13 protein-coding genes are annotated in these 13,419 nt (G+C 26.4%); 2 read left to right on the forward strand and 11 right to left on the reverse strand.

Annotated features, from left to right (window positions below; translation table 11 throughout):
* Positions 1–75: 75 nt before the first annotated feature.
* The 10 genes from smc to pta all read right to left on the reverse strand — a co-directional run bounded on the left by smc (position 76) and on the right by pta (position 10,189).
* Positions 76–3,633 (reverse strand): chromosome segregation protein SMC, encoded by a 3,558-nt coding sequence (smc, locus tag KYD98_RS06645; protein WP_219778824.1) that lies wholly within the window; start codon positions 3,631–3,633, stop codon positions 76–78.
* A gap of 12 nt (positions 3,634–3,645) precedes the next feature.
* Complete coding sequence (locus KYD98_RS06650; protein ID WP_219778825.1) at positions 3,646–3,744, reverse strand: DUF4044 domain-containing protein; 99 nt, start codon at positions 3,742–3,744, stop codon at positions 3,646–3,648.
* Between the two features lie 94 nt (positions 3,745–3,838).
* Entirely contained in the window at positions 3,839–4,861 is a 1,023-nt protein-coding gene (locus tag KYD98_RS06655) for an elongator complex protein 3 (RefSeq protein ID WP_219778826.1), read from the reverse strand.
* Positions 4,854–5,552, reverse strand: a complete 699-nt coding sequence (rnc, locus tag KYD98_RS06660) for a ribonuclease III (protein ID WP_219778827.1) — start codon at positions 5,550–5,552, stop codon at positions 4,854–4,856. The genes KYD98_RS06655 and rnc overlap by 8 nt, the downstream gene beginning before the upstream one ends.
* Positions 5,553–5,702: 150 nt before the next feature.
* Positions 5,703–5,933 carry an acyl carrier protein gene (acpP, locus tag KYD98_RS06665; protein ID WP_219778828.1) on the reverse strand — a complete coding sequence of 77 codons (231 nt, stop codon included), beginning with the start codon at positions 5,931–5,933 and terminating at the stop codon, positions 5,703–5,705.
* Between the two features lie 86 nt (positions 5,934–6,019).
* Positions 6,020–7,021 carry a phosphate acyltransferase PlsX gene (gene plsX / locus KYD98_RS06670; protein ID WP_219778829.1) on the reverse strand — a complete coding sequence of 334 codons (1,002 nt, stop codon included), beginning with the start codon at positions 7,019–7,021 and terminating at the stop codon, positions 6,020–6,022.
* Positions 7,022–7,124: 103 nt separating this feature from the next.
* Positions 7,125–7,307, reverse strand: a complete 183-nt coding sequence (gene rpmF, locus KYD98_RS06675) for a 50S ribosomal protein L32 (RefSeq protein ID WP_219778830.1) — start codon at positions 7,305–7,307, stop codon at positions 7,125–7,127.
* Positions 7,308–7,309: 2 nt separating this feature from the next.
* Positions 7,310–7,816 carry a YceD family protein gene (locus tag KYD98_RS06680; RefSeq protein WP_219778831.1) on the reverse strand — a complete coding sequence of 169 codons (507 nt, stop codon included), beginning with the start codon at positions 7,814–7,816 and terminating at the stop codon, positions 7,310–7,312.
* A 153-nt stretch (positions 7,817–7,969) separates the two neighbouring features.
* The gene (locus KYD98_RS06685; protein ID WP_219778832.1) at positions 7,970–9,166 is read right to left on the reverse strand and encodes an acetate kinase; all 1,197 of its coding nucleotides are present in this window, start codon (positions 9,164–9,166) and stop codon (positions 7,970–7,972) included.
* Positions 9,167–9,187: 21 nt separating this feature from the next.
* Positions 9,188–10,189 (reverse strand): phosphate acetyltransferase, encoded by a 1,002-nt coding sequence (gene pta, locus KYD98_RS06690; RefSeq protein WP_219778833.1) that lies wholly within the window; start codon positions 10,187–10,189, stop codon positions 9,188–9,190.
* A 285-nt stretch (positions 10,190–10,474) separates the two neighbouring features.
* On the opposite strand from pta, the gene KYD98_RS06695 reads away from it, so the two are divergent.
* Both KYD98_RS06695 and spoVV read left to right on the forward strand, forming a co-directional pair.
* Complete coding sequence (locus tag KYD98_RS06695; protein WP_219778834.1) at positions 10,475–11,671, forward strand: nucleotidyltransferase; 1,197 nt, start codon at positions 10,475–10,477, stop codon at positions 11,669–11,671.
* A 51-nt stretch (positions 11,672–11,722) separates the two neighbouring features.
* Positions 11,723–12,895 (forward strand): dipicolinic acid transporter SpoVV, encoded by a 1,173-nt coding sequence (spoVV, locus tag KYD98_RS06700; RefSeq protein ID WP_219778835.1) that lies wholly within the window; start codon positions 11,723–11,725, stop codon positions 12,893–12,895.
* Here spoVV and KYD98_RS06705 read toward each other — a convergent pair.
* Positions 12,875–13,417: an ATPase gene (locus KYD98_RS06705; protein ID WP_219778836.1), complete on the reverse strand. Its 543-nt coding sequence runs from the start codon at positions 13,415–13,417 to the stop codon at positions 12,875–12,877. The genes spoVV and KYD98_RS06705 overlap by 21 nt on opposite strands.
* Positions 13,418–13,419: the final 2 nt, after the last annotated feature.

Genomic DNA, 13,419 nt, shown 5'->3' on the forward strand with positions numbered 1-13,419 from the left:
TAATTATGTTATATTTTAAAATAACATTAAACAAGATTTTTTTCAAAGCATAATCTTATAGTAATATCTATCATTTTAACTATTTGATAAATCTACAGATACAACTTTAGAAATTCCTTTTTCTTCCATAGTGATTCCATATATAACATCGCTTACTTCCATAGTTCCTTTTCTGTGAGTTATAACTATAAATTGTGTATTCTTTGAAAACTTAGTTAAAAACTCAGCATATCTATAAACATTAGCATCATCTAACGCTGCTTCTATTTCATCTAATATACAAAATGGTGTTGGCTTCATCTTTAATATTGAAAATAATAGTGCTATAGCAGATAAAACTTTCTCTCCACCAGACATTAAATTTATATTTTGTAACTTTTTACCCGGTGGCTGTACATTTATTTCTATATTTGCTGTAAGTTCATCACCATCTGATAAAATAAGTTCAGCACTTCCACCTTTAAATAATTCTTTAAAAGTTTGATTAAAATTATAATTTAACACCTTAAAATTTTCTTTAAACAACTCTTTCATCTTAATTGTCATTTCTTCAATTACAGACTCTAATTCTTTTTTAGCATTTTCTAAATCATTTTCTTGAGATGACATAAATTCAAACTTTTCTTTAACTTCTTCATATTCTTGAATAGATGCTAAATTCACTGTACCTAATGCTGTTATCTGAGACTTTAATTTAAAAATTATTTCTTTTACTTTCGCTTCATCTTCAACTTCTGTTGCTATATCTAAAGCTTCTACATATGTTAATTCTAATTCTTCATTTAATTTTTTATAATAATTTTCTTTTTCAATTTCTTTTTTAGCTTTAGTAAGTTCACTTTTATTAATATCCTTTTCCTCAAGACTAATCATTTGAAAAATATTATTTATTAAATTATCTTTTTCTGTAAACTTTTCTTTTAGTTTTTCTTTTAATAATTCTTTATCTTTAAATATTTTTTCTAAATCTTGAATTTTATTATTATTTTCTTTAATTTCAACTAATTTATTCTTTATAGCTTCTTCATTTTTATTTAGATTATAAATATTATCTTTAATTTCATTTTTCAAATCTTTTTCTTTTATAAATAAGTTTTCTAAATCTTTTTTTAATCTTAAAACCGCATTTTTTTCATTTTGAATTATTTCATCTAATGTTGCTTTGTATATTTTAGCCTCAGTGATCTTTTCATTATTTTCATTTATCTCTTTAGACTTATTTTTTATAAGTTCCTCTAATTGAAAACTTCTATCCTTATTAAATGTATTTTTATTTTCAATAGACTTAATTTCTAATTTTTTATTTTCAAGTTTATTATTAAATTTAATTATTTCATTAGTTATTCGTAAAATTTCGTTATTAGTAATCTCTAAATTATCTTTAAATTTCTTTGTATCACTTTGTAATCTTTGGACTTCACTTTGTTTTTTAGTTATTTCAATATTTTTGTCATGAATTTCATCTTTTTTATTTAATATTTCTTCATCTAAAACTTTAATTTTCTCTTTTAAATCAAATATTTCTTTTTGAATTTCAGTAAATTTCACTTTACTTTTTTCTATTTGTAATGAGATTTCTTCAATTTCTCTTTTTCTCCCAAGTACATTAGTATGTTTCGAATATATACTTCCTCCTGTTAATGCTCCACCTGGACTTATTATTTCCCCATCCAAAGTAACAATTTTATATTTATAGTTACCTAATTTTGATATTTTTAAAGCAGAATCCATGTCTTTACATATTATTATTCTTCCTAATGCATAATCTAAGACATCTTTATACTCTGGTAGACATGAAATTATTTCACTTCCCAAACCAATATATCCATTAACATTTGTGATTTTATTATCCAAAATCAGCCTTTTACCTTTTATTATATTTAAAGGTAAAAAAGTAGCTCTTCCTAAATGATTATCCTTTAAATATTTAATTAATCTTTTAGCATTTTCTTCATTTTGAGTAATTACATTAGAAATCGATGCTCCTAAAGCTATTTCTATAGCAACTTCATACTCTTTAGATACACTAAAAATATCACCTAATACTTTAGTATTTTTTACATTCGATATTTTTCCCTTTTCAATAGATTCCATTAATCTTTTAACTGACTTATTATATCCTTCGTACTGCTTTTCTAGATTTTCTAACATATTTTTATTCGCATCTAGCTTGGCCAAATTATTGTTTAAATTTCTGAGTTCATTTTCTGTATTCGATAATTTTCTAACTAATGCAGTCATAGAGCTCTTTTCTTCTAATATAGCTTTTTCAAGAGACTTTATTTCATCTTTTTCATTATTTATAATATCTAATAATTTTTCATAAGTTGCTGCATTAATAGATATATTATGACTTATAAATTCACATGACTTCTGTAATTCAAGTTTCTTTTCTTCTTTTAATGAAATATCTCTGCTTATTAATGTTATTTCATTTTTTATATCTGAATTACTTCTTAAAAGTTCAAATTCATTTTCCTTTAATTCATTAAATTCTTCTTCCATTTTCTTGAATTTATTTGAAGAATTTAATTGTGATTTTTCTAATTCATCTATAAGCAACTTCTTTTGTTCTTGTTCACTTAATTTAGAATCTAAAGATATATTTAGTTTATCTTTTTCTTCAGTCAACTGCTTAATATTAGATTCTATATTCTTAATTTCTTCCTCATTTTTTTCTATTTTCTCTTGAAGATTTTTTATTCTTTCTCTAGATAATTCTATATTTTTAGAATCTTCATTAATTATATCTTTGATTTCATAATATAAATTCTTATCTTTATTAGTTTCTTCTTCTAAACTTTCTATATCTTTTTCAATTAATTTAAGTTCTTGTTTTTGAATATTTAACTTATTTCTTTTTTCTTCTATAATATAATTCTTTTTATTCAATTCATCATTAAAGTACTTTAATTCTTCCTCTTTTATTTTTATATGTTTAACTAAAAGAGAAACCTCATTTTTTCTTAAATCACAAGAAATCTCATTAAATTTAATTGCTTTTTCTCTTTCAAGTTTTAGTGGTTCTATTCTCTCTTCATAAGTGGATATTATGTCTCTTATTCTAATCAAATTATTATCAGTATTAGATAACTTCTTCTCTGCTTCTTCTTTTCTAGTTTTAAACTTAACTATTCCTGCCGCTTCTTCTAAGAGTGCTCTTCGTTCTTCAGGTTTCCCACTTAAAATAGATTCTATTTTTCCTTGACCAATTAATGAATAACCTTCTTTACCTATACCTGTATCCATAAAAAGATTAGTTACATCTTTTAATCTACACTTCTTATTGTTGATTAAATATTCAGATTCGCCTGATCTAAATATTCTTCTAGATACAGTAACTTCATTATATTCCGTTGAAAGCTTCTGATCACTATTATCTAAAGTTAAAGAAACTTGTGCTAATCCTACTGGTTTTCTATATTGAGTTCCAGCAAAGATTACATCTTCCATCTTCCCTCCTCTTAGAATCTTAATGCTTTGTTCTCCCAAAACCCATCTTACCGCATCTGAAATATTACTTTTACCACTACCATTGGGTCCTACTACTGCAGTCACTCCATTGTTAAACTTTAATTCTGTCTTATCTGCAAAGGATTTAAATCCTCTTATATCTAGTGATTTTAAAAACACTCATCCCACTCCTTATAGTAAAAATAATGCTGGTAAAAATCCTATAATAAAACTTAAAATAATAAAAACAATCATTACTATTTTCAATTTTTCTCTAGTCTTTCTTTTCATAAACAACACTCCTTATTTCTATTAATTTTATCTTAAAGGCAATAAAATATCAATAAATTCTGATATACACTTAAAAAGCGAGAGTCTCCTCTCGCTAATATTTTATAATTAAATTTTTACCATCAACTGATAATTCTATACTAGCTCTATCAATTTTAGGATTTTGCCTTACTAAAACATCTTTGTTTTTTATCATATTAAAATATTTTTTCTTATTTGAATAGAGTTTGCTTATATCTTTAGGATTTATCTGAATTATCAATTTATCAGATTCCTTTATATTTTTAATAATTAAATTTGAAATTAAACTTCCTTCAACTAATTCTCTAAATGCAGGATGAAATGGTCCTGCAACTATATCTCTACCTTCATTTATGCTTTCTGTAGGTTGTAATCCAATTCTAATTACAGTTATATCATTCTCTCTATATAGTTCATACATATTTTTACTTATTTCAACAGCCTGATCTAATGAATAAGGAATATAATCTCCTCTATAATACATTTCTTCCATAGGTGTATCTTTTATAACTAAAGATGGATATATTCTACAAATATCTGGTTTCATCTGAATAGATAATTTAGTTGTTTTAATATCTGTTTCAAATGTATCTCCTGGTAATCCTGGCATGATTTGATGTCCTAAAGTAAATCCATATTTTTTAATTAACTCTGAAGCATTTTTAACATCTAAAACACTATGACCTCTTCCAGCTCTCCTTAAAATTTCATCATCCAAAGATTGAACACCAAGTTCTATTATATCAACATTGTATTCTTTTAAATATGTTAATATATAATCATTAATTGCATCTGGTCTTGTAGATAATCTTATTTTATTTATAAACTTTTTATCTTTATATTCTTTTGCAATTTCTAAAAATTCTCTCTGCTTTTTTTCTTTGATAGCTGTAAATGTTCCTCCAAAGAATGAAACTTCTATAGTTGCTTCTTTATTTTTTATAGTTTCTAAATATTCATCTATAGTCTTCCTTACGATTTCTGTAGTTACAGTATCCTTAAGACCTGTTATTCTATCCTGATTACAAAATACACAATTATGTGGACAACCTTCATGTGGCACAAATATAGGTATTATATAATAATTTTTACTCATTCCTATTTTCCAATCTTTTTAATGCTTCTTTCGCCGAATTTTGTTCTGCTTCTTTTTTACTATATCCAGATCCTTCCCCCATAATCTGACCATCTATAATTACATTTGTAAAAAACTTTCTTCTATGTGGAGGACCCTCATATTTAACTAATTCATATTGTATTAAGATTTCTCCATCTTTTTGTAGTAATTCTTGAAGCTTAGTTTTAAAATCTAAAACTATTTCATTATTTATTGCTTTTTTTATTATTTCTTCAAAATGAAGTAATATGAAATCTTGAGCAAACCCAGTACCTTTATCTAAGTAAACCGCTGCTATTACTGCTTCTACTGCATCTGCTTGTATTGATATTCTATCTCTACCACCAGTAAGTTCTTCCCCTTTACTCATACGTATATATTCACCAAGATTTAATTTTTTTGCAATTTCATAAAGTGAATTCTCACAAACTATTAAACTTCTAATTTTAGTTAATTCACCTTCTGATTTATTTTTGAAATTATTAAATAGATATTCTGTAATACAAAGTTGCAATACAGCATCTCCTAAAAATTCCAATCTTTCATTATATTTAGCATCTTTAAATTGATTTCCAAATGAACTATGAGTTAATGCTGTCTTTAATAATGAAGGATTGTTAAAATAAACTCCCAAGTTGTTTTCTATATCATTAATTTTATATTTATTCATTTTATACACTCCTTGAAGTTTATTCTTCAACTTGCTAGAGAGCTATAAATAAATAATATTTTTATAAGTATTTATCATTTATTTTTCTAACATAACAAATTCAAGAATAAACTAGTTATAAATAAAATCCCGCTTATAGGCGGGATTATTTTATTCTTCGTGATGAGCTTTTACATAGTTAACGACATCTCCAACGGTCTTAAAGCCTTCAACATCTTCGTCTGGTATTTCCATATCTAATTCATCTTCTAACGCCATTATAAGTTCAACTATATCTAATGAATCAGCATTTAAATCTTCAATAAATGATGAGTCCATAGTAATACTTTCTAAATCTATGCTTAGCTTATCAGCTACAATATTTTGAATCTTTTCAAACATTTATTTCACCTCCCAAACTCTACATTTAGATAATAGTATATATTATCTTGCTCGTCAATATGAATTTAATAGTTTATTAAGAAGATTTACATTTCACTTAAAAATTCTTTTTTTATTTCTTCTAATACACCACTATCATAAAAAGTTTTTGTTTGTCTAATAGCATTCTTAAAAGCTCTTCCATCTGAACTTCCATGCGCCTTTATGCAAATACCATTGACCCCAAGAAAAGGTGCTCCACCATATTCTTTATAATCAAACTTTTTCATTACACCTTTTAAAAATGGTTTTAAAAGTAAAATTCCTAGTTTACTTTTAATATCAGCTTTAATTACCTCATCTTTTATCATACCCAAAAGATTACTTGCCGATCCCTCATACATTTTTAATGCTGTATTTCCGGAAAAACCATCACTTACTAAGATATTAGTATCACCTGTTGGTATATCTCTTGGTTCTATATTTCCTACAAATTTAATAGACTTTTCTTCCTTTAAAAGTTTATATGTCGCTTTTGTAAGCTCATTTCCTTTTTCTTCTTCAACTCCAATATTTAAAAGTCCAACACTAGGTTCATTTACGTTAAAAACATTTTTATAATATATATTCCCCATTTTTCCAAACTGAACTAAATATTCTGGTTTACAATCTACATTTGCTCCAACATCAACAATCATAAAGCTTCCTCTTCTACCTGGCATTATAGGGGCTAAAGCTGGTCTTTCAACACCTTTTATTCTCCCTACAATCAACGTACATCCCGCTAAAAATGCACCAGTGCTTCCTGCTGATATTATCCCATCACACGTTCCATCTTTAACTAAATTCAAAGCCTTAACTATACTAGAATCTTTCTTTTTTCTTAAAGCCATAACTGGATGTTCATTAGTTGATATTACTTCTTTTGCATCAATTAATATTACTCTTTCTTTTGGATAATCATATTTAGAAAGTTCTAATAAAATTTTTTCTTCTGGCCCTGTAATGTAAAATATAACTTCTTTATATTCATTTATCGCCTTTATAACTCCATCTACAACAGCGCTTGGTGCATTATCGCCACCCATCCCATCAATAGCTATCTTCATAAATTTAACCTCTCTCTTTAGAAATTTTAAAGAAAATACCCAAATTAGTATTTTCTTTAAAATTTCTAAATATATAAATAAAAGAAAGTCAAAAGACTTTCTTTTATTTTTCTGAAGATACAACTTCTTTACCTTTGTAGAATCCACAGTTTTTACATACTCTATGAGCAAGCTTCATTTCGTGGCATTGAGGACACTCAATTATACCAGGTAAGCTAGCCTTAAAAGTTTGAGCTCTTCTAGAATCTCTTCTTGCGCTACAACACTTTCTTGCAGGATTTCCCATAATTACACCTCCTTATTGTTGAACAGACTTTTTAGAACATCAAATCGAATATCTACATCACCTTTAATACAAGAACAAGATTCTTTATTAAGGTTAGCACCACATTCTTGACATAGTCCCTTACAGTCGTCCTTACAAAGTCTTTTAATAGGTAAGGTTGAAATTATATTATTTTCAACAATTTCTGTGATGTCTAAAACGTCATCAAGTACAATAATAACTTCTTCTGATTGAAGTTCATTATTATTTGTAAACCTCTCCTCTATATCAATATCTATTGGATAGATAAAGGTATCTAAACATCTTGAACAAATCATTTCTAAAGTAACTGTTACCTTAGCTTCCATTATTAAAATGTCTTTATCTGATTTGATCACTCCTACTACTTCACAATCGCTTATAGGAGTAATTATATCACCTTCAAATTCAAATTTAGGCATTTGAAATTTGTAGTCGATTTTTTTACTTCTTTCTTTTCTTGAAATAAGATCTGAAACTCGTATTTTCATAATTACGGAACCTTATTACACAATATAAATAATTTTTATCATGTAACAAACTTTTCCTTCACTCCTTAGCTTCTATATTTGTTAAACAAACACAATTTATTATATAAAGTGTATCGATAAAAGTCAAGAATTTTATTATCAAATTACTTTATATTACACTAATGCTAAAGTTTCTTTTGCTATCATTAATTCTTCATTTGTAGGAATAACATAAACTTTAACTCCAGAATCTTCAGCAGAAATTAACATTCCATCGCCAACCTCATGACTATCATTCTTAGTTGTATCTAGTTTTATTCCTATAAACTCAAGACCAGTTAATGCTCTTATTCTAACTTCAGGTGCATGTTCTCCAATACCTGCTGTAAATACAATAGCATCAACACCACCCATAACAGCTGCATATGCTCCTATTTGTTTCTTTATTTGATATCCAAATATATCTGTTGCAAGAATTGCTCTTTTATTATTTTCTCCCATAGCACTTCTTATATCTCTGAAATCTGTTCCAACCCCTGAAACTCCTAAAATACCAGATTTTTTATTTAAAATTTCATTAACTTCATCAATATTGTATCCTTTTTCTTTTACTAGATACATAACTATTGCTGGATCTATATCTCCACATCTTGATCCCATTATAGTTCCAGCAAGTGGTGTGAATCCCATTGTAGTATCTATAGACTTCCCACCATCAACAGCTGTAACACTAACTCCATTTCCTAAATGGCATGTTATAATTTTCAAATCTTTAATATCCTTTTTCATAGTCTCTGCAACTTTATTAGCTACATATTTATGAGATGTTCCATGGAATCCATATCTTCTAATATGATCATTTTCATAGTATTCATAAGATAATGGATATACATATGCCTTTTCTGGCATTGTTTGATGGAACGCTGTATCAAATACACAAACCATAGGAGTATTTGGCATAAGTTTTTGACATGCCTTTATACCTATTATATTTGGTGGATTATGAAGAGGCGCTAACTTAATAAACTCTTCTATATTTTTCATAACTTCTTCATCAACTAATACTGATTGAGAATATTTTTCTCCTCCATGAACTACTCTATGACCAACAGCACTTATTTCATCCATTGATTTTATAACTCCAAATTTTTCATGAACTAAACTATTTAATACAAGTTCAATAGCATCTTGGTGATCCTTTAATGGATTTTCTACTATATATTTATCTCTTCCTTTAACCTTTTGAGTTAATATAGAACCTTGAATTCCTATTCTTTCAACAAGACCTTCAGCTAAAGCTTCCTCAGTAGTCATATCTATAAGTTGATATTTTAATGAAGAACTTCCACAGTTTATAACTAGTACTTTCATTTTCCCATCTCCTTGTAAAACTTATTTAATATTTTGTGCTTGAACAGCAGTTAATGCAACAACATTAACTATATCATCTGCACTGCATCCTCTTGATAAATCATTTATAGGTTTTGCAAAACCTTGACAAATTGGTCCAATAGCATCTGCATTAGCAAATCTTTGAACTAATTTATAACCTATATTTCCTGATTGTAAATCAGGGAATACTAAAACATTAGCTTTTCCTGCCACTTCACTATTTGGTGCTTTTTGATCTGCTACTTTTTTTACTATTGCAGCATCTAATTGTAATTCACCATCTATCATTAAATCAGGTCTTAAAGCCTTTGCTTTTTCTGTTGCATTTCTAACTTTATCTACCATAGCATTATCTGCACTTCCCATTGTAGAGAATGATAGCATCGCTACTCTTGGCTCCATATTACAAAGTCTCTTAGCTGTTTCAGCTGTAGTAATAGCAATTTCAGCTAATTGATCTTCATTCGGATTTGGATTAACTGCACAATCTGCAAATATCAAAGTACCGTCTACTCCATAATTTGAATTTGGTACATTCATTATAAAAAAGCTTGAAACAACTGATGCACCTGGTGCAGTTTTTATAATTTGTAATCCCGGTCTAAGTAAATCCCCAGTAGTGTGTACAGCTCCTGAAACCATTCCATCTGCATCATCTAATTTTACCATCATTGTAGCAAAATAAAGAGGATCTCTTACAATCTTTTCGGCCTTTGCCATAGTCATTCCTTTATTTTTTCTAAGTTCATAGAAAGCTTCTATATATTTTTCTAAGTCTTCAGAATCATTAGGATCTATTATTTTAACTTTAGATATATCTATATCAATTTCGTTTGCTTTATTTAGTATTTCTTCTCTATTTCCAATTAAAATTGGATTTGCTAAACCTAGTTCAACTATTTTTTGAGCTGCTGTAATATTTCTCTCCTCATTACCCTCAGGTAATACTATATTTTTTTTATCTGCTTTAGCTCTATCCCACATTTTTTCCATAAGTTGCATATAAAATTCTCCTTTCAACTTTATCGCTCTTCTCTAATATACTCCTATATGACTAACTTTTTCAACTAGTTTTGCTCATAAAAATAGAAGTTTATACATTTCAAATACTCAAAATTATCTGACAATATTTTTTACTTTTTATTTATTTTTTAGCCTTCTAAATAATAAATTGAATTTTATATATACTTTTTTTTATTATATTGACATTTTTTTAACGATAAACTACTATCTTTTTTAATATGTTATAATAACAGAATATTATACTTATTAAGGAGTGTTTTTATTATGATAACAGGAATAATTACAGAATATAATCCCTTTCATAAAGGGCATCAATATCACTTAAATAATTGTAAGTTAGATACAAATGCAGACTATATTGTTTGTGTTATGAGTGGTAACTTTATGCAAAGGGGAATTCCTGCTTTAATAGATAAATGGAAAAGAACTGAAATGGCACTTAAAAATGGTGTTGATTTAGTAATTGAACTTCCATTGGTATATTCATTATCATCTGCTGAACATTTTGCTTTTGGTTCAGTATCATTATTAAATTCATTAAATATAATTGATAATTTGTATTTTGGAAGTGAAGAAGGTAATGTTAAAACTTTAGAATCTATATCTTCTGTATTAATATCCGAACCAGAAAAATACAAAAGTATGTTAAAAAATTATTTAAGTTTAGGACTTCCTTTTCATTTAAGTAGGGCGAAATCTTTAAGTGATTTTTTTAAATCAGATAATATCTCTGATATAATTTCAAACTCAAATAATATTTTAGGTATTGAATATATTAAAGCTTTAAAATTACTTAATAGTTCTATAACACCTATGACTATAAAAAGAATAGGTGCTAAATATAATGAAAAAAAGTTAAACAATGATTTTTCATCAGCAACATCTATAAGAAATCACTTAAAAAATGGTTGCTTAAAAGATTTAAAAAATTATTTACCTAAAGAAAGTTATGATATTTTATACAAGTTATCATGTGAAAACTATCCTTTTATATTTGAAAAAGATATGTTTAAATATATTAAATATAAATTATTAATAGATGATACTTCACTAAAAACTTTACCCGACATTTCAGAAGGATTAGATAATAAAATACTAAAAGAATTACTAAATTCATCTTCTTTGGATGAATTAATACTAAATTCTAAGAGTAAAAGATATACTTATACTAGAATAAATAGAATTTTAGCTCAGTCATTCTTGAATCTTGAAAAATACGATTTATTAAATTTATCAAAGCAACCTACACCTTATTGTAGAATTCTTGGATTTACATCTAAAGGAAAAGAAATTTTAAAAAACATAAAAAAGAATAGCGATATCGATATAATTACAAAGGTCCCTAAAAAAAATATTAATGATCATATGAAAATTGATATCTTAGGTACTAAAACATATTCCTTATTAAATCCTAAGGTAAATCCAATGCAAGATTATTTAACTAGTCCTATCATAATATAATAATATTTAACATAACCATAAAATATATATACTAAATATGGGAGTGATTTTATGAATTATATTTTTATTTTATGGTTCTTTATTATATTATTAATTATTCTTCTTATAAAACAATTAAACATAAATAAAAATTTTATTTTATGTATGTTTTTTTCTATATTTATAGTACTCTTTGTACTAAATATACAAAAATGTACTTTAGCTGCTATTGATGGCTGTAAACTTTGGTATAGAGCTGTTATCCCAGTCACATTTCCATTTTTAGTAATCTGTAATTTATTAATTTCTTATGATGGTATATCACTTTATTCTAAAATTCTTGGACCACTAATTTGTAAACCATTAGGCTTATCCCAAAATTGCTCTTTTCCTATAGTTGCCAGTTTTTTATGTGGTTATCCATTGGGCGCTAAATACTCTATAGATTTATGGAGTTTAGGATATATTAACGATTCTGATTGTCAAAGATTATTAAATATAGCCTCTAATGCTGGACCATTATTTTTAATAGGATCTGTAGGATCAGCTCTTTTAGGAAATCCAAAATTAGGTTATTTATTACTTATAGGTAATTATATCTCATCAATTTTAATTGGAATAATAACAAAAAAAAAGAGAATCATAAGTGAAATTTCTCCTTATGATTCTACAAATCAGAAAAAAATAAATTTTGGACAAGCAATAAAAGATGCTGTTAGTAACGGAATAAATATAACGTTATCTATAGGTGGATTTATTGTTATATTTTCCGTTGTAATATCTCTTCTTAAAGATAATGTTTATATAAAATATATATTTATGTGTATCGAAAATTTATTAAATATGAAAACTGGAACTTTATTTTCACTATTTTTAGGAAGCATAGAAATGACTAACGGGTGTAATCTTATTTCTAATTTAAATATTTCACTTCCTATAAAATTAGGAATTATAAGTTTTTTATGTTCTTTTTCCGGTCTTTCTGTAATTGCACAAATTAGTTCATTTATGAACAATTTTAAAATATGTTATTTAAAATATATATTTTTAAAACTTGTCCAAGGTTTTTTTAGTTTTATAACAACATACTTTTTAATCAGTATTTTACCTACTACCGTTACTACATCTACTTTTAATTTAAGTTATAATATAAAACCCTATGTTTATTTTTTACCTATAATAATACTTACAACATTAACACTATTGCTTAAAGTACTTTATAAATTATTTTTTCATACCTCTTAATTCTTTAATATTTTCTCTAATTGTTGTGCATGCACTTGCTAAAGTTTCATCAACATCTTTAGCTACAGTTTCAAAACTACTTTGAAGACCTTTAATTAATACTGCTTTTTGTGCTTCTATCTCTCTATCAAGTTCAGATAAAATTTCATCTGAATAATCTCTTGATCCTAATCTTATAGCCTTAGCATCTCTTTGAGCTGAGGCTATAATCTCTTGCCCTCTAATTTTAGCTTCTTTAACAATATCATGATTTTCAACATTTTGTCTCATTATCATCATTGTTTCTTGTTTAACAGAATCATACTCTTTTTTAGCTTCTCCGAGTATTCGTTCTCTCTCATTCATAACCCATTGTGCCTTTTTAAATTGATCTGGTAAATAATTTATTATCTGATCTACTACTTCAAGAATTTCTTTTTTATCAACCATTACCTTTCCACTTATAGGTACTTTAGGTGAATTATCAACTAAATCCTGTAAATATTCTAATAATTCCATGATATTTACATCCATTTTCTCCATAA

Source organism: Clostridium weizhouense (assembly GCF_019431045.1).
In the GTDB taxonomy this organism is placed as follows: Bacteria; Bacillota; Clostridia; order Clostridiales; family Clostridiaceae; genus Clostridium; species Clostridium weizhouense.

Excerpts from the sequence above, each read along its gene's own strand:
- KYD98_RS06680 (WP_219778831.1), bottom strand. The coding sequence starts at position 7,816 with ATGAAAATACGAGTTTCAGATCTTATTTCAAGAAAAGAAAGAAGTAAA.
- KYD98_RS06650 (WP_219778825.1), bottom strand. The coding sequence starts at position 3,744 with ATGAAAAGAAAGACTAGAGAAAAATTGAAAATAGTAATGATTGTTTTT.
- rnc (WP_219778827.1), bottom strand. The coding sequence starts at position 5,552 with ATGAATAAATATAAAATTAATGATATAGAAAACAACTTGGGAGTTTAT.
- KYD98_RS06685 (WP_219778832.1), bottom strand. The coding sequence starts at position 9,166 with ATGAAAGTACTAGTTATAAACTGTGGAAGTTCTTCATTAAAATATCAA.
- KYD98_RS06705 (WP_219778836.1), bottom strand. The coding sequence starts at position 13,417 with ATGGAGAAAATGGATGTAAATATCATGGAATTATTAGAATATTTACAG.
- plsX (WP_219778829.1), bottom strand. The coding sequence starts at position 7,021 with ATGAAGATAGCTATTGATGGGATGGGTGGCGATAATGCACCAAGCGCT.
- spoVV (WP_219778835.1), top strand. The coding sequence starts at position 11,723 with ATGAATTATATTTTTATTTTATGGTTCTTTATTATATTATTAATTATT.
- pta (WP_219778833.1), bottom strand. The coding sequence starts at position 10,189 with ATGCAACTTATGGAAAAAATGTGGGATAGAGCTAAAGCAGATAAAAAA.
- acpP (WP_219778828.1), bottom strand. The coding sequence starts at position 5,933 with ATGTTTGAAAAGATTCAAAATATTGTAGCTGATAAGCTAAGCATAGAT.
- KYD98_RS06695 (WP_219778834.1), top strand. The coding sequence starts at position 10,475 with ATGATAACAGGAATAATTACAGAATATAATCCCTTTCATAAAGGGCAT.
- KYD98_RS06655 (WP_219778826.1), bottom strand. The coding sequence starts at position 4,861 with ATGAGTAAAAATTATTATATAATACCTATATTTGTGCCACATGAAGGT.
- rpmF (WP_219778830.1), bottom strand. The coding sequence starts at position 7,307 with ATGGGAAATCCTGCAAGAAAGTGTTGTAGCGCAAGAAGAGATTCTAGA.